This is a genomic window from Streptomyces sp. NPDC005266, assembly GCF_040607655.1.
Lineage (GTDB): Bacteria > Actinomycetota > Actinomycetes > Streptomycetales > Streptomycetaceae > Streptomyces.
Genome location: NZ_JBEXHC010000033.1, coordinates 25364 through 40907, shown reverse-complemented (window position 1 = coordinate 40907; position 15544 = coordinate 25364). Strand labels below are relative to the sequence as shown.

At 68.9% G+C, this 15544-nt stretch carries 16 protein-coding genes; 9 read left to right on the top strand and 7 right to left on the bottom strand.

Features of this window, described 5'->3' with window-relative positions; all coding sequences use genetic code 11:
* The 5 genes from ABZU99_RS33835 to ABZU99_RS33815 all read left to right on the top strand — a co-directional run.
* A partial coding sequence (locus ABZU99_RS33835) for a hypothetical protein (RefSeq protein ID WP_356050115.1) occupies positions 1-194 on the top strand: 194 nt, incomplete at its 5' end.
* Between the two features lie 299 nt (positions 195-493).
* The gene (locus ABZU99_RS33830; protein ID WP_355953847.1) at positions 494-877 is read left to right on the top strand and encodes a VOC family protein; all 384 of its coding nucleotides are present in this window, start codon (positions 494-496) and stop codon (positions 875-877) included.
* Between the two features lie 603 nt (positions 878-1480).
* Positions 1481-1843, top strand: a complete 363-nt coding sequence (locus ABZU99_RS33825; RefSeq protein WP_356050117.1) for an IS3 family transposase — start codon at positions 1481-1483, stop codon at positions 1841-1843.
* Between the two features lie 422 nt (positions 1844-2265).
* Positions 2266-3060, top strand: a complete 795-nt coding sequence (locus ABZU99_RS33820) for an alpha/beta hydrolase (RefSeq protein WP_355953841.1) — start codon at positions 2266-2268, stop codon at positions 3058-3060.
* A 1389-nt stretch (positions 3061-4449) separates the two neighbouring features.
* Entirely contained in the window at positions 4450-5016 is a 567-nt protein-coding gene (locus tag ABZU99_RS33815; protein WP_356050119.1) for a GNAT family protein, read from the top strand.
* A 174-nt stretch (positions 5017-5190) separates the two neighbouring features.
* Here ABZU99_RS33815 and ABZU99_RS33810 read toward each other — a convergent pair whose 3' ends face one another.
* Positions 5191-5673 (bottom strand): MarR family transcriptional regulator, encoded by a 483-nt coding sequence (locus ABZU99_RS33810; protein ID WP_355953838.1) that lies wholly within the window; start codon positions 5671-5673, stop codon positions 5191-5193.
* Positions 5674-5786: 113 nt separating this feature from the next.
* On the opposite strand from ABZU99_RS33810, the gene ABZU99_RS33805 reads away from it, so the two are divergent.
* From ABZU99_RS33805 to ABZU99_RS33795, 3 genes are all read left to right on the top strand, one after another.
* The gene (locus ABZU99_RS33805; protein WP_355953871.1) at positions 5787-6533 is read left to right on the top strand and encodes a dienelactone hydrolase family protein; all 747 of its coding nucleotides are present in this window, start codon (positions 5787-5789) and stop codon (positions 6531-6533) included.
* Positions 6534-6625: 92 nt separating this feature from the next.
* Complete coding sequence (locus ABZU99_RS33800; RefSeq protein ID WP_356050120.1) at positions 6626-6778, top strand: hypothetical protein; 153 nt, start codon at positions 6626-6628, stop codon at positions 6776-6778.
* Between the two features lie 830 nt (positions 6779-7608).
* Complete coding sequence (locus ABZU99_RS33795) at positions 7609-8265, top strand: class I SAM-dependent methyltransferase (protein ID WP_356050121.1); 657 nt, start codon at positions 7609-7611, stop codon at positions 8263-8265.
* Between the two features lie 315 nt (positions 8266-8580).
* Here the strand turns inward: ABZU99_RS33795 and ABZU99_RS33790 are convergent, their stop codons facing one another.
* Complete coding sequence (locus ABZU99_RS33790) at positions 8581-8952, bottom strand: VOC family protein (RefSeq protein ID WP_355953829.1); 372 nt, start codon at positions 8950-8952, stop codon at positions 8581-8583.
* A 95-nt stretch (positions 8953-9047) separates the two neighbouring features.
* Here ABZU99_RS33790 and ABZU99_RS33785 point away from each other — a divergent pair, with 95 nt between their 5' ends.
* Positions 9048-9509: a MarR family transcriptional regulator gene (locus tag ABZU99_RS33785; protein ID WP_356050122.1), complete on the top strand. Its 462-nt coding sequence runs from the start codon at positions 9048-9050 to the stop codon at positions 9507-9509.
* A 136-nt stretch (positions 9510-9645) separates the two neighbouring features.
* Here ABZU99_RS33785 and ABZU99_RS33780 read toward each other — a convergent pair whose 3' ends face one another.
* The 5 genes from ABZU99_RS33780 to ABZU99_RS33760 form a co-directional block, all read right to left on the bottom strand.
* Positions 9646-9930, bottom strand: coding sequence for a hypothetical protein (locus ABZU99_RS33780; RefSeq protein ID WP_356050123.1), 285 nt, complete (start codon positions 9928-9930; stop codon positions 9646-9648).
* A 290-nt stretch (positions 9931-10220) separates the two neighbouring features.
* Complete coding sequence (locus ABZU99_RS33775; protein ID WP_356050124.1) at positions 10221-11690, bottom strand: oxygenase MpaB family protein; 1470 nt, start codon at positions 11688-11690, stop codon at positions 10221-10223.
* Positions 11687-12397: a polyprenyl diphosphate synthase gene (gene uppS / locus ABZU99_RS33770; RefSeq protein ID WP_355953818.1), complete on the bottom strand. Its 711-nt coding sequence runs from the start codon at positions 12395-12397 to the stop codon at positions 11687-11689. The genes ABZU99_RS33775 and uppS overlap by 4 nt, the downstream gene beginning before the upstream one ends.
* 330 nt (positions 12398-12727) lie before the next feature.
* Positions 12728-13174: a hypothetical protein gene (locus ABZU99_RS33765; protein ID WP_355953815.1), complete on the bottom strand. Its 447-nt coding sequence runs from the start codon at positions 13172-13174 to the stop codon at positions 12728-12730.
* Between the two features lie 481 nt (positions 13175-13655).
* Positions 13656-15254, bottom strand: a complete 1599-nt coding sequence (locus ABZU99_RS33760; protein ID WP_356050126.1) for an IPT/TIG domain-containing protein — start codon at positions 15252-15254, stop codon at positions 13656-13658.
* Positions 15255-15544 lie beyond the last annotated feature (290 nt).

The window sequence follows — 15544 nt, the reverse complement described above, 5'->3', positions numbered from 1 at the left end:
GTGGAACCCTAGGAAGTCCCATTATCCCAGTTCAGAGGGCATCCGCGTCTTCATGTCCAAGCCATGAACCGGCTGTTGCCCGGTGGATTCAGGCTGAGCCGGTCTTCACCAAGGAGGAGTTCGACAAGAAGAGGGACTCGGCCTTCGACAGGGCTCTGAACATCCTGCGGAACTACGGCCGCACCACGAGCTGACGCAGGAGCGGCAGGACTGGGAGTCAACCCGCTGGAGATCACGGAATGTCACTACCACGCCCAGCACCACCGACGACTCGCGACAGTTGAATACGCGAGCCCACCAGTAACACCCGTGTTCCTCGCGGAGCGCGGGGACGGGGACGAAGCGCGGGGTGTGGTACTTCGCGGCGGTCTCCCCGCTCCGCGTGCGGCAGGCGCTCCCGCAGTGTCGGGGGCGCTGCTTTGGGAGGACTGGTGGCCTTCACCAGCAGTCCACGGCGGCCAAGCCTGTCACGTCATCTTGTAAAGTGACGGCCATGGCATGCCGAATCAGTGAACTGGTCATCGACGCCGCGGACCCCGACCGGCTGGCCGCATTCTGGAGCGATGTCCTCGGCTACGTCGAGCTCGATCGGGAGGGCGACGGAAGCATCGAGATCGGCCCGCCCGACGCCGGTTTCGGCGGCCCGCAGCCCACCCTCGTCTTCAGCCCGACCAGTGACCCCCGGACGGGAAAGCTCCGGCTGCACATCGATGTCAACGCCACCGACCGCGACCAGGATGCTGAGCTGGAACGACTGCTCGCTCTCGGCGCAAGGCCCGTGGACATCGGCCAGACCGGCACCGAAAGCTGGCATGCCCTGGCCGACCCCGAGGGCAACGAGTTCTGCCTCCTGCGCACCCGGCTCAAGCCCCTGTGACAATTGCGTCCTTCGTGCGAGGCCTTGTACGCGGCTTCGGCGGGCACCGCCTGGGGCTGCTCTTCCCTGGGGCCCTCCCAGGCGCGCCCGCTGGGGGACGCGCTTGGCGGGGTGGGGGTGCCCCCGGTCCAAGCGCATGCAGAGGCCGCCCGCTGGGACTGCACACGCCATGAGACAGCCCCACTGTTCCTAACCGCGCAGTATCGGCAAAGGCCGGCCGAGGGCAGGAAACCGCCCCAGATTGAAGCTTCCCCTTGTGACTGGACACCTGAGACTGGGAGATGAGGTTCCATAGGAAGTATTGACAGGTGGGTAGTCAGTACTCGAAGCGGTATTCGGAGGAGTTCAAGCGGGACGCGATCGTGTTGGCCCGGTCCTCCGACAAGACGATCACGTAGGTCGCGCGGGATCTGGGGGTGAGTGCGGAGAGTCTGCGCGGCTGGGTCAAGCGTGACCGGATCGACCGCGGCGGGGGCACGTCGGGGAGCTGACCAGTGCCGAGCGCGAGGAGCTCAAGCGGCTGCGCAGGCAGAACGCCGGGCAGCAGAAGACGATCGAGGTCCTGAAAAAAGCGGCGGTCTCCTTCGCCAAGGACCGCGACCGGTGAGTGAGGTCTACCGGTTCATCGCTGCGGAGAAAGTTGTCTGCCCGGTGACCCTGTTGTGCCGCGTCCTGGGCGTGGCCCGCTCTTCCTTCTACGCCTGGCTGGAGGCCGAGCAAGCCCGGCAGGCACGCGAACGCGCGGATGGGGTCCTGGCCCACGAGATCACCGTGATCCACCTGGCGCCGAAGGGTGCCTACGGTGTCCCACGTGTGCACGCCGGACTGCGGCGGCTGGGACGGGCGGACAACCGCGAGCGGGTGGAGCGGGTGATGCGTGCGCGGGGGATCGTCGGCGTCACACGTCGAAGACGCCGGTCGCTGACCCGCCCGTCGGGTAGCTGGGGACCATTGCCGTCGTCGTAGACGCCACCGCCCGGTAGTAGGCCGCTCACCGCGAACGATCGGGATCAGCCTGCGCAATACGGCCTCGCATTGGACCCATGCAGGGCCTTCACCTCGGTCCGCAGTCGCGCCCGGAGCCTCGCACAGGCCGCAGTACTCGGTTTGATGATCAGCTTTCCGCCCGTGCGGCGGACGGTGAAACAGAGGAAGTCGAACCCCTCATCGAGGTGGACGACCTGGGTCTTCTTGGCCCGAAGTTCAGCCGATCGATACCTCCTTCACGTGGCTGTCCTTATTTACCTGGAGCGACTTCGTGTCGCACGCTGAGCGCCTCAGTTGGCGCATTGGCGCGGCAGTTGGCGAGCGCCGAGGCACCAAGATTCACACGCCCGTCTTATACAAACGTATTGTACGAGCGTATAGATGTCGTTTACGGTGAACCCATGAACGCCGACATCGCCAAGCGCTCCGCGCTCACCATCGACGACCGCGCCCTCTCCTACGTGGACTTCGGCGGCCCGGGTCGCCCGCTGATCGCCCTGCACGGACACATGTCCGAGGGCATGTCGTACGCCGATCTCGCCGGCCGCCTCGCCCCGGACTGGCGGCTCATAGCCCCCGATCAGCGCGGCCACGGCGCCTCCGATCGGGCGGCCGAGTACAGCCGGGAGGGCTACCTCGCCGACCTGAAAGCCCTCATGGGCCACCTGGGCCTGGACCGAGCGGTCCTCCTCGGCCACTCGCTCGGCGCGATCAATGCCTACCAGTTCGCCGCCCGTCACCCCGAGCGCGTGACCGCGCTGATTAACGCCGAGGGTTGCGCCGAGCTCGGCCTGGACGGCAGCAATCCGCTGGCATTCGTCCTCAACCTGCCGGACGGCACAGCTCCCAGCCGGGAGGCGTTCGTGGCGCAGCTCGGCCCGTTCGCCCCGCACTTCGAGTCCGCCGTCCGCGAGCGGCCGGACGGCACCTGGGGCCTGCACTTCCACCCCCAGGACATCTACGACTCCGAGGCCGAGGTGCACGGCGACCACTGGGCCGACTGGACCGGCTCTGCCTGCCCGGCGCTGCTGGTGCGCGGCGCCAAGGGCGGTGTGTTGTCGGCGGAGCAGGCTGAACAGATGGTCGCCCGGCGGCCCGGCACCCGCCTCGTCGAGCTGGAGACGGACCACTTCGTGTACGCCAACGACCCGGCTGGCTTCGCGGCCGCGATCCGCGGCTTCCTCGCCGCGGTCTAACGCTGGCCCGCGGCCGTCCCAGCCGTCCAGGTCACCAGTGTGACTGAGCGCTTCAGTCGGCGAATCCCGCCGACTGAAGCGCTCAGTCACAAAAGGCCGTCGGGGAGGGCCGTGGCAGCAGGGGCTTACGGACCGTGCCACTGGCCGGGGAACTGACCGCGTCACTGATCAGCCGAGGCGCAGCCCGCTACGGTCTGGCGTCCTCCGACGTGCTGCGGCTGTGGATGTGCCGCAACTCCCCACCCCGGAACGCCGGCGGCGGCGTGCGAGCCGCTGCGGAGGTCGCGCTCAACGAAGCCGGGCGAAGTGTGCTCGCCGAGCTGTGCGGGGTTGAAGCTGAGGTGCTGGCGCGCGCTCTGCCGGCCTTCGCCGTGGATGATCCCAAGATCAGCGCCGGCCGGGAGGCTGCCGTGGCGCAGGCCCGGTGGCGGGCGCGGTGGCGGGGCCGGCGGGCGCGGTGGCGGGGCCGGCGGCGTTCGGCTGCCGGTTGTGCGCCGCGCGGCGCACCGGGCAGGCGGTGCGGTACGTGCCGCGATGGCGGCGAGTGTGTGTCGGGCATGGGCGCTGGCTGCTGGACGCGGACGCCGACCAGCCGCTGGAACACCTCGATCTGCTCCGTCTGCCGGAGGTGGTGGCCGCGCGGCGGCGATGGCCTCGGTGGCGCGGCGTGCGGTGCGGGCCGGGGTCGAGCCGGAGCAGGCGTTCACCGTGGCGCAGGCGGTGGCGGCCCGGTAGTGGGAGCAGGCCCTGTACTGGGAGCAGGAGCAGGTACGGCCACAAGGCTTCCGGGGCGGTGGTTTTACCGGTCCCGTTGGGTCCGCGCAGCAGCAGCCGGCCCAATACGGCCGGCAGTTCCAGGTCGCCGTAGCGCCACACGTTCGACAGTCCGGATCAGACGAGGCGCCAGCGGCCGCCGAAGCGGTTGGTGTTGCCCGACGGTGCGGGCGTCGGCGGCAAGGCGAAGTCCAGGTCGAGAACGTCACTCATGCAGGAGGTTCCTCCAGGTTCGTGTGGGCGTTGGCTGCACTGAACAGGCTTTGCTGCGAGGGGGGTTGCGGGGGCTGGCGGTGCCTTCCTCTGCCCAGCGGCCGGTGATGGGGGCGAACCACCACATGACGCCGGGACGAGGGCGACACGGCCTTGCGGAACGCGGCTCGAGGTCTTGGTTGTGCGGCTCCGGTCAGCAGGCGCCGGCCACCAGTTCCTGGTGGACGCCGAGCGAGCAGAGGCTGTGTGTCACTCCGGTGGCTGGTACTGGTCAGCGAGACCCATGCCGCCCACGAGTTCCTGCATGAGCAACTCGAACATAGGCTCCTGGTCGACAAAGAGCGGAGGGAAGCGTGGAAGAGGGTTTTCGCTCGGCCAGGCGGATGCGGGAAGATTGCTTGTGTGAGTCCTGCCCAGCTTGTGATGCCGACCGCCGCTCCGTCATTCAGCAACGTGCGCCTCCGAGCCTTCGAGGAGCGCGATGTGGGTATGCTCATGGACCTGTCGACCGATGCATACGTGCCAAGGACCGGCTCGCTACCTGGCAACGCCAGCCGCCAGGAGGTCCTCGCATACATCGAGCGGCAGATCAGCCATCTCCGAACCGGGACTGGCTACTCCTTCTGCGTGGCGGACAAGGACACCGACGAGGCGCTCGGGACGGCCGGTCTGTACCTCGCACCCATCGCCGCAGGCCGGGCTACAGCGGGGTACTCCGTCGCGCCTCGCTACCGGGGGCGCAAGGTCGCGGGTCACGCGCTCATCGCGCTGACGCGGTTTGCCTGGTCCATACCGGAGCTATATCGAATCGAGCTCTACATAGAGCCATGGAATGTGGCTTCCGTGCACACGGCTGAACTCGCAGGATTTGAGCGCGAGGGGCTGCTTCGAAGCCATCAGGAGATTGGCGGCAAGCGCGTGGACATGCTGGTGTATGCCGCGATCAGACCGACAACCTTGACCGAATGACAGAGCTAGCGCAGGGCTCTCGTTCATGAGCGCGTTTCACGTGTCGAGCCGTGCGCAACGACTCATGAAACATGATCGCCGCGGGTGGAGTGACGGAGGGCTCCGTGTTTCATAAGTGACCACGTATGAAACCGCACCCCGGGCGGCGTTGATGCCGGATGCCGCTACGCGGGGTCAGGAGGTCCGGGTGTGGTGGTCCAGCAAGCGGGTGAGCAACTGCACGAGCTGGTCGCGTTCGGCCGGACTCAGCGGCGCGAGCAGTTCGTCGTGGAGGTCGTCCAGGACCTTGTCGAGGCGGGGTAGGCGACGGCGGCCTCGGGCGGAGATCGTGATGATGTTGCGGCGCCGGTCGTCGGGATCCGGCGCCCGTTCAACGAGGTCGCGCTCGGCCAGTTCGTTGAGCACGCCGACCATGTCGCTGCGGTAGATGCCGGTGCGCCGGCTCAGCGTCGCTTGGCTGCCCGGCCCGTACTCCTGCAGTGAGGCGAGCACGGCGTAGTGCCACTTGCGGGCGTCGACCCGGGCCAGCCCCTCGTTGATCAGCCGGTCCGACCGCGCGGTCAGCTGCGACAGCTGTCGGCTCGCCTGTCGACGCAGCCTGTCGGGCGTCTTGCGCGCGCCGTCGTCGGGCATGTCCGCGGCTTCGGCTCTGGTCATGGCACCCATCCTACTCGTTGCGTTAGTTCGACTAACGATGTACGGTCACTCACACCGAAAACGTTAGTGCAATAAACGTTAATTCGGTGAACTCCGAGGAAGGACGATCCGCTATTCCCACCAAGATGTTGCAGATTCCCACCACGGACGGCCAGGCCGACGCGTTCGCCGCCTTCCCCGACCACGGCGAGCGGCACCCAGGGGTGCTGATGTACACGGACGGCTTCGGCATCCGGCCCGTGCTGCGGGAGATGGCCCGCGAACTGGCCGGGCACGGGTACTACGTGCTCGTTCCCAACCTCTTCTACCGGCACGGCCCGGCTCCAGTGATCGAGCTTCCCGAGCACATTGGAGAAGAGGTCCGGCCCGCGGTCTTCGCCCAGCTGATGCCCTTGATCGAGGCGCACACCCCCGAACGTGTCCTGAGCGACGCCGACGCCTACCTCAAGTTCCTCACCACCCAGCCCGAGGTCGGTGCCGGACCGGTCGCGGTGACCGGCTACTGCATAGGCGGCCTCCTGGCGATGCGCACCGCCGCGGCCCACCCCGGCCAGGTGGCCGCCGTCGCCGGATTCCACGGTCCCGTGAGCGCCGACGGGCCCGACAGCCTGCGCCGCCTCCTCTCCAAGCTCACCGCCCAGGTCCACCTCGGCCACGCCGAAACCGACATGACGCCCGAGGCCCTCGGCGAGCTCAACCAGGCCCTGGACGCCGCGGGTGTCGACTACACCTCCGAGATCTACCCCGGCACCATCCACGGCTTCACCATGTCCGACACCGACGCCTTCAACCCCGCCGCATTGCAGCTTCACTGGGACCGCCTGCTCCCCCTCCTCGGCCGCACCCTGGCCAACGGCTGAGGCTCCGGCCCGGAAACCCAACCCGAAGTGCACGGCTCCGCAGCCCGTGGCTCGCACGCCGGCCGCAACGCGGACGCGGCGGCCGGGACCTGGTGATCGTGGTCATGCGCCGCAATCGCGTGTACCTGGTGACAGCTTCCTTAACGACGAGCCAGCACCGCGCCGGCCGCACCCTGCGCAAGGTCAGTGGCGGCGATGGACCAGCAGTCGAACTGTTTAGCGGGCATGAAGAAGTCTTCCTGTGAGACGGGGTCAGGCGGCCTGGCCGTAGCCGTCCGGCGGACCGTCGCCGCGCAGCGGGGCGTCAGATCGATCCGCGGTGGCGAGCAACGCCCGCCACTGAGTAGGGGTCAGGATAGTTCGAAGGGACCGTTTCCCCGGCCGCGCCAGCGTAGTTTTCGGCACGTGCCGGTCAGCGCCGGGCGGACGGGGGGATCGGTGTTTCCCATGCGCGCGCCGCGCTTCGTCTTCGCCGGTGCGTACCTGCCCGCAGCGCGCGCTCCCATGCTCCCCAGGATCGACCGGAGTGACGCAGCATCTGACGTTCGATCCGCTCGAGGAGGTGCCCTCGCAACTCATCGAAGTTGCGTGATTCGTGCCGACTCTGACGGGAGGCAGGTGCAGGCCAAGTCCCGGCGGGGCGGAGCACTCTGGGTACGGTCGCCGCGCTGACCGTGTGCCCGAGGCGACGCGGCTCGCCGTGGGCGCGCCGGAATCGTGAGCGGGAGTTCTGGGCCGAGTCGGATGATGAGGTCGCGGAGGTCTTCCGGTAGGGCGCGGGCGTCCGCGGGGGCCGCGGCTGCGTCCACTTCCTGGACCAGGCGTCGAGGGGTTTCGTTGCCTCGTCGGCCAACCGCCCTCGCCCCTGTCTGCCACCTCATCGACACCATGATCGAGGCTGAGCACCGTCCCGAAGACATCTGGGCGCGACTCATGGACGAGCGCGAGAGATCGATCTCCTACGGCATTACCAGGCGCTAGATCCAAGACCGCACCCGGCCCCGCCCACACCGAATCGGCTGACACCTCCTCGATCGAGGTGTCCCAGAAACCGGGGACTTGGTGGACTGATGGCATGACGCCACTGCCGCACCGAGTCATCCGAGCTCTCGACCAGTTCAATGCCGCCCACCCCTGGGACCACAACGCCCATTACCACCAGTGGATCCTGCGGCAACTTCCCAAACGCTTCGACAGTGCCCTGGACATCGGCTCCGGCAGCGGCGACCTGGTCCGGCTCTTGGCCACACGCGCCAACGACGTCCAGGGAATCGACCCCGACCCGATGATCATCTCCCGGGCGCAGAGGCTGACTCCTGCGGCAACCCCAGTCACCTTCACGGTCGCAGACGCGCTGACCGGGATCCCTGCCGGTCCCTACAACGTCATCACCTGCGTCGCCGCCATCCACCATCTGCCCTTCACCGAAGCTCTCACCGTCTTCCGCCAGCACCTGGCCCCCGGAGGAACCCTGGTGGTCGTCGGCCTTTCCCGGACACAGACTGCCGGAGACCATCTGCTCGGCGCCGCCGCCAGCCCGCTGAATGCCGCCACGGGCTGGCTCAAGAACAAGGGCCGTAGGGCACCCCGGCCGGCCTCGATGACCGCCCTGACCCAACCAGCGGACATGAGTTTTTCCGGCATCGTCAGTGAGGCCCATGCCGCCCTGCCCGGCGCACGGCTGCGCCGTCGACTGTTCTGGCGCTACACGCTCGTATGGCATCGCCATTGAGCGGGCCCCCAAGATCGCCCTGCCTGCCGAACAGAGCGAGTCGGGTGTCTCGCTCAATCCAGTCCTCGCAGCTCATCGGACATGTCGTCGACTGACTTCATCGGGAAAAGACACAAACCGACGAACAAGCGCTGTCACTGAGCATGAACGAAGCCGGTGGCGGTGACGGTGAAACGGCCGCCGTCCGAGTGCAACGCCAGCCGGAGCACCCCGTCGCGGCCTCCCTGGCAGCGGGTGGGGGTGAACCTTCCAGGAAGCGCAGGCTCGCCGCGAGCGGGAACGGGCCGCGGGGAGTGAGGACGACGGCGCTCACGGTCAGCCTCCGTGCACGGTGAGGCGGTAGCCCTCGGGGCCGGTGAAGGAGAACGTCGGCCCGAACGGACTGTCCTGCAGGGGGCTGACGTCTGGGGTGCCCGCCGTCACCAGCTGCTCGCGCAGCGCGCTGGCGTCCGTCGTGCGCAGCCACAGCGCCACGCCCAGGCCGGGGCGCGCGGCGCCGTCCAGGTCGGTGCCCGGGAGCGGCTCACGGACGGCGAACGGGACCGGGCTGGTGGTGAAGACGACCGCGCCGGGCGGCGAGGCGGGGGCCCGGCGCAGCCCGAGGTGCTCCTCGAAGAAGGCGGCCGCGGCGGGCACGTCTTTCACCTGCAGAGCGATGAAATCGGGTCCTTCGACGGTGGCGGGCATGGTTCCTCCAGGACTTGGGATGCCAAGAGTTCGATGTCAGGACTTTGACATCTGCGACTGTAGGCACCGGTTCTCGCGCATGTCAAAATGCTGACATGGAAGACCGTGCGCCCGTGCCCTCACCCCACCCAGCCAAGGACGTCACCGAGCACGTGGGATACCGCCTCAAACGCGCCTCAGCCGCCCTGCGCAGCGCCATGGACAAGGCCCTGCGCGAGCACGACCTCACCGTCCCGCAGTACTCCTGCCTCGAACTCCTCGACGAGCAGCCCGGCCTGTCAAACGCAGACCTGGCCCGCGGCACCTTCGTCACCCGGCAATCGGCCAACGTCGTCCTGCGCGGCCTCAAAGACGCCGGCCTCATCACCCGGCCGGACACCACCGACCAGGGCCGCGCCCTGCCCGTCCACCTCACCCCCGCCGGAGAGCAACGCCTGCAGGCGGCCCGCAGCGCCGTCTACGCCATCGAAGAACGCATGATCAAAACTGTCCCCTCACGGCGTCTCGCGTCCCTCCTCGCCGACCTCGACACCATGGCCGAGGCACTCGACGAGTGACCGCCGTTTCTGCGGTGGATCAGCAGCTGTGACGTGGCCGGCCGGGAGGCATCCCAGGGCGCTCCCGGAGACCGTCGCGGGCCCGGCGGCGCCCCCTGCGGCTGCTGCTGGGTCCGCAGATCAGTCGACCGGCAGGTCAGCGGGCCCGGGCGGCTGCTTCCGCCTCGGAGTCGGTGATACCGAGGTTGGCGTTGTCCCCGTTGACCTGCAGGAACACCGCGCGGGCGTCCTCGCTGACCGTCCATCCCTTGTCCAGGAACGCGACGGGGTCGAACTCCGCCGCGACTGACTCGATGCGGGCGAGCACGGCGGCGGGGCTGTCGAAGACGTACCAGGGCTCGGGGGCGCCCGCGATCGAGCGCGCGGCGCAGAAGATCCGCCGCCAGGAGCAGGGCCACCAGTACGCCGAAGCACAGTGCATCGCGCTCGGAGCACCGGTGCCGAAGACCGGCTGCAACCCGGCCGTCTGGCTCCGGGACGCCCTGGCCGCGGTCGGCGCCCGCAACGTACGGCACCGCGGAGCCCACCGCTTCTGCGGACAGTTTTTATGTGTTGCCGCCTGCTGGCGACGCTACCAGAGCGACGAGTGCGTGGATGAGAAGCGCGCGTCCAGGAGGCCTGCCGCTCGGGGAAGTTTCGCGGGCACTGAGCCGCAAGTAGGGACGTGGGTACAGAAGCGTGCAGCCGTGGCCGCCAACATGCACGAGTTCGTTAGGCGTCAGCGAGGAGGGGGTCGTACGGGGTGTTCGTGCGCTGGCCTGACATGAAGGAGATGAAGTCGCCCACGAATGCGCTCTGGCCATAGCTGCCGTTGGTGGCGGTGAGGTCGCGGTGGAAGGCGGTGCGGAAGAGGGTTCGGTACTCGTCGGCGTCGATGGTTCCGCTGCCGTCCTTGTCGGTGGCGTCGAAGAGGACCTCCGCGACACGGATGAGCGCGGGTCCGGCGAGGGTGGGGACGGCGGTGGCGTACTCGTCGGCGCTGACGCGGCCGTCGCCGTCGCTGTCGAGGGCGGCCTGGAGCTCACGCCACCAAGCGGCGAAGGCGTCGTAGAGCCGGGTCTCCTCGGGTTCGTCCAGGTCGAGGCGTGTGGAGAGTTCGCGTGCCATGGCGGCGAGGTCTGGCCAGTCGAGGTGGCCATCGCCGGTCTGGTCCAGCACCTGACGGAAGAACTCCTCCGCCGAGCGTCGGCTTTCCCCTGTGCCCGCCGAAGCTGCCGGGTCCGGAGTGGGGTCGGCGTCGCCGCTCAGTGGTGTAAGGAGGCGGAGCAGGGCCGATGCACGCTTCATGCGGGCGAGGAGGGTGGTCACGGTCCGGGCGCGGGGGTCGTCGCTGCCAGGTGAAAGGGAGAGGACTTCGATGACGCTTTCGGCGTTGATCCAGCCCTCGGGCAGGAAGCGGGCGAGTCCGGCGGCGAGGTAGGCGCCCTGCAAGAGGGTGGGAGCGCCGGGCATCTCGGGCAGGCCGGCCCGGCGCCGGTACGGCTCGGGGAGCGAGGCGACGGTGATAGCGCCGAGCAGGGGACCGGCGACAGCCCGGCCGGCCGCCCACAGCGTCGGCGCGCCCTCGAGCAGCGCCGGGGCGGGCAGGTGGTCGAAGAGCCGGTAGAGGATGACACGGGCCGCCTCGGTGTTCTCCAGCTCGTTCTCGACGACCCGGTCGAAGTACCGCCAGAAGTCGTTCAGGTCCTCGGGAAGTTCCCCAGCGTCGCCGTCGAGCGCGGCGAGGAATGTGCGGTACTCGGCGTACATCCGCTCCATCGTGTCCTGGTCGAGCGGCTGGCCGCTCAGCCGACACATGGTGACGGCGCTCTCGAAGAGGGTGGCGACCACCCAGGCCCGGGTTGCCCGGTCCATCGCGTCGTAGGCGCGACCGCGGGAGTCGGAGCCGCTCATGCGGGCGTGCAGCCGGTTGAGTCGCGCGGCCTCCCGTTCGCGTGCCACCGGGTCGGCGCCGAACATGCGCCGCATACTGAGGAAGGTGTTGCGCAGCCGGCGCCAGGGGTGGGCGACGAAGGTGGAGTTGTCGACGAGAGCGGCGCCGATCTGCGGGTGAGCAGCCTCCAGCACGGTGGCGCGGATCATGGCCAGCGCCCAGCGCGGATCGTCGAAGAAGGCGCTGAACTGCGATCCCGGGGCGAACAGGGGCGTCTCGTCGGCCGTTCCCGTGGTTCCTGTGGTCATGATGGGTCTCCGTTCGTCCGGGGCGGCACGCCGCCGAAGCGGCGGTCGCGGCGCCGGTAGGTGTGCAGGCAGGCGAGGAAGTCGGGGGCCCGGAAGTCCGGCCAGAGCACCTCGGGGAAGACCCACTCGGCGTAGGCGACCTGCCAGAGCATGAAGTTGGAGATGCGCTGCTCGCCGGAGGTGCGGATGACGAGGTCAACGTCGGGAGTGTCGGGGAACGGCAGGTGGTCCGCGAAGAGCCGCTCGGTCACCTCGTCGGCGGGCATCCCGCTGCGGATCAGCGACCTGGTGGCCTCGACGATGTCTCGGCGCCCGCCGTGGTCGAAGGCGACGGTCAGCGTCATCCCCCGGTTGTCGGCGGTCAGCGCCGCCAGATCGTCGAAGGTCTGAGCCAGTTCCCGGGGGATGCGCGGGTCTGCGGCCCCGAGGAAGCGGCAGCGGACGCCGCGGGCGAGCAGCAGCGGCGCGTGCTTGCGCACGACCCGGCGGACCAGGCGCATCAGGTAGTCGACCTCGGTGCCGGGACGGTTCCAGTTCTCGGTGGAGAAGGCATACAGGCTGAGCCACTCGACGCCGGCGGCCCGGGCCGCCTCGACGATGTCGATGACGGTGGTCTCCGCGGCCCGATGGCCCGCCGTGCGGGGGAGCGAACGCCGCTGCGCCCAGCGGCCGTTGCCGTCCATTACGCAGGCTACGTGCCGCGGCACCGCACGCGCCGGCCCCTCGTCCTGCCGTTGCTCGTCGCCGTACTGTCGCCCGCCCGGCCGGCCCTCCGTTGCCGCGCGTGGACGCTGGACGCCGTGGTCCGTCACACGCAGCCCCGTCTCGCCTCGAGCGGCACGGTCGGCCCTACCGCGCTCGGTCACGCCCACCCCGTATCGCCCATACCCACGCCCCACCGGAGCTTTCCCTCCCAGGAGTCTGACGGCGTGAAAGGGTCCTGACGGGCCAAACGGGTGGCAGCCACCCTTGGCTCATATGCCCGATTCCCTCGTTTCGGCATCGGTAGCTTTCTCCGGTGACCCCGATCGACAACCTCATCCGCCTCCGCCGCCCCGGCGAGCCACCCTCGCCCCGTGGACTGGGCGTGAGCCGAAGCGCCCTCGGCGTACCGCGATCTGGTTGTCGGTGCGGCTGATGTTCGCGCATGTGGGATGGCAACGGGAGTGGTCCGGGATGCTCCTGCCGCCGTCGCGCGCCCGATCGTGGGCCAGGGTGCACAGCGCGGTGAACGCGTCGTGGTTGCAGGTCAGGAAGGCTTTCGGGTCCTCGTAAGCCGGGAGGCGAGGGTTGGCGACCATCGCGCGCAGCTCGCGTTTGCCGAGGTAGGTCCCGGCGTAGCGGTCGGAGAACTCGGCGGCCGCGGCGCGGTAGTGGTCGGCGGCCGGGCCGCTGGCCGTCTCGCCGGCGGCGATGCGCTCGCCAGCCTCGGTGAGCGTCTCGGCCAGGGCCAGGCCCTTCTCCTGGTCCAAGACTTCGAGCATGTCGGCCTTGGAGCGGCCTAATGGTGGAGTCGGGTATTGGAACTCCCCGAATGCATCGGCCAAGGATACCGCCAGATCCCACAGGTAGCGCGTCCGTCACCATCCGGTCGGCGGTGCTCAGATGAAGGCACAGACTGCCCGACTGCCTGCGCGGCGAACCCGCGCGCAGACCCCCGTCAAGCGGCAGTCGACGCGCGGGTTGGAGCGCGACCGCATACAAGAATCCGCGAACCTGCGCGCTTCCGACCGGGCGGCTCAGAGGATTCGCCGCCAGGAGCAGGGGCATGAGTAGGTCGAGGCCAGCTGATCGCCGTGGGGGCTCCTGTTCCTCGCGCCGACAGCGACCCGAGGATCTGGCTGTGGCAGGCCAGCTGGATCTGGTCCAGCTTTGGGTCTTGGCGTGGATGAACGATGAATCCGGCACGAGTACCGGCACCCCGGTTCGACGGCGTCGGGGGCCGATACAGCGAGGCCCTGGGGGTTAGATGTCGGGTTCGGAGACGTAGGTGAATGATCCGGCGGGGGTGCCGCCGGGGCCGGTGACGGTGACGTCGACGGTGCCTTCGGTGCCGCTGGGCGGGGACGTGGTGGTCAGGGTGGTGTCGGAGATGACGGCGAAGGACGCCTGAATGCCGTTGAAGGTGACGTGGTCGGTGTGGGCCAGGCCGGCGCCGGTGATGGTCACCTCAGTGCCGCCGGTGGTCGGTCCCGTGCTGGGGCTGACGCCGGTGACGGCCGACGGGCTGAGGTAGGTGTAGGCCAGGCCGTCGGTGCTTCCGCCGGGGGTGGTCACGGTGACGGTGACGCCGCCCGGCGCCGGGGACTCGGCGGCCCTGACGGTGACCTGGGTATCGGAGACGGTCTGGATGACGGCCCGGGTGGAGCCGAAGTACACGTCGATGGCTCCGGCGAGGTTGCGGCCGGTGATGACGATCTCCTGGTCGCTGCCCGAGACGGGGCCCGCGGCGGGGCTGATGCCGGTGAGGGCGGGGAACGGGCTGTAGTAGAAGTATCCGAGGGTGCCGGTGCCGCCCGGGGTGGTGACCGTCACGGGGGCGGCACCGGATCCGGCGGGGGTGGTGACGGTCAGCGATGTATCGGTATTGGCGGTGATGATGGCCGGGGCGGCAGCGAAGTGCACGGCGGTGGCGTTGGCCAGGTGGTGACCGGTGAGCGTCACGGTGGTCCGGCCTCCCGTGGAGCCCTGGTCCGGAATCACGGTCGTCGCCACGACACTGACGGTGCCCGCAGCCGCGTCGGTCACGTAGGCGCGTGTCCCGTCGGGGAAGAACGCGATGCAGGTCGGGCCGTCTCCCGCTCCCACGGCGATGTTCTCGACGACGGCGTTGGTGGCGGGGTCGATCACGCTCACTGTGCCCGGACCGGCGTTCGGCACGTACACATGGGAGCCGTCCGGGCTCAGTGCCGGGAAACGCGGCTGGGCACTGACGCCGATGGTGGCAGTGACGGTATTGGTAGCGGTGTCGATCACGCTCACCGTGGAGTCGTTGACGTTCGTGACGTAGACGTGGGCCCCATCGGGAGTGATCGCCAGCAGGATGGGGGTGGTGCCGACGCCGATCGTGGCGGTGACGGTGTTCGAGGCCGTGTCGATCACGCTGACCTGGTTCGAGGCGAGACACGCGACGTAGGCGCGCGTCCCGTCCGGGGTAATGGCTACGCCGGTCGGCCCGTCCCCCACGGTGACGGTGCCGGTGGCGGTGTTCGTGGCGGTGTCGATCACACTCACCGTGTTCGTGGTCTGCCGCGTCACATAGGCGCGGGTGCCATCCGGAGTGAGCGCCACCACCGTCGCTCCCGCCCCCACGGCGATGTCCTCGACGATGGCGTTCGTCGCGGTGTCGATCACACTGACGAGACCGTCGTCGAAGACGGTCAGATACGCCCGGGCGCCGTCCGGGCTGATCGCCACAATGACGGGTCCCGCCCCCGTGGGGATGGCGGCGGTCACGGTGTCGGTGGCGGTGTCGATCACACTCACCGTGTTCGAGCCCCGGTTGGCCACATACGCGCGGGCCCCGCCGGGCGTGAGAGCGATCCCCTGGGGTGTGTCAGCCACGGGAATGACGGCCCCTGCTACAAACGAGGCATGGAACCCGAAGCCACGCGCCTGGACAGGCAGCGGCGGTATCGATGCGAAAGCGAACATGACACCCCTGAGGCGGGCGGGGCGATGTTGCCCCGCACACGGAAATGTCTGTTCTGCCGCATGGGCTGACAGCGAGCAGGCGCCCGGAACAGATGCGGACCGGACCGGCTGAGTACATAACGCCGAATGCGAAATTCCCTACCCGTAGAGGCATTTAACACGTACTCCACATGTCAGATTCTCCGATAGTCGCTTTATTG

Bases quoted from the DNA above. Each gene is read 5' to 3' on its own strand.
- ABZU99_RS33830 (WP_355953847.1), top strand. From the start codon at position 494: ATGGCATGCCGAATCAGTGAACTGGTCATCGACGCCGCGGACCCCGAC.
- ABZU99_RS33820 (WP_355953841.1), top strand. From the start codon at position 2,266: ATGAACGCCGACATCGCCAAGCGCTCCGCGCTCACCATCGACGACCGC.
- ABZU99_RS33810 (WP_355953838.1), bottom strand. From the start codon at position 5,673: ATGACCAGAGCCGAAGCCGCGGACATGCCCGACGACGGCGCGCGCAAG.
- ABZU99_RS33795 (WP_356050121.1), top strand. From the start codon at position 7,609: ATGACGCCACTGCCGCACCGAGTCATCCGAGCTCTCGACCAGTTCAAT.
- ABZU99_RS33790 (WP_355953829.1), bottom strand. From the start codon at position 8,952: ATGCCCGCCACCGTCGAAGGACCCGATTTCATCGCTCTGCAGGTGAAA.
- ABZU99_RS33785 (WP_356050122.1), top strand. From the start codon at position 9,048: ATGGAAGACCGTGCGCCCGTGCCCTCACCCCACCCAGCCAAGGACGTC.
- ABZU99_RS33780 (WP_356050123.1), bottom strand. From the start codon at position 9,930: ATGCACTGTGCTTCGGCGTACTGGTGGCCCTGCTCCTGGCGGCGGATC.
- ABZU99_RS33775 (WP_356050124.1), bottom strand. From the start codon at position 11,690: ATGACCACAGGAACCACGGGAACGGCCGACGAGACGCCCCTGTTCGCC.
- ABZU99_RS33765 (WP_355953815.1), bottom strand. From the start codon at position 13,174: ATGCTCGAAGTCTTGGACCAGGAGAAGGGCCTGGCCCTGGCCGAGACG.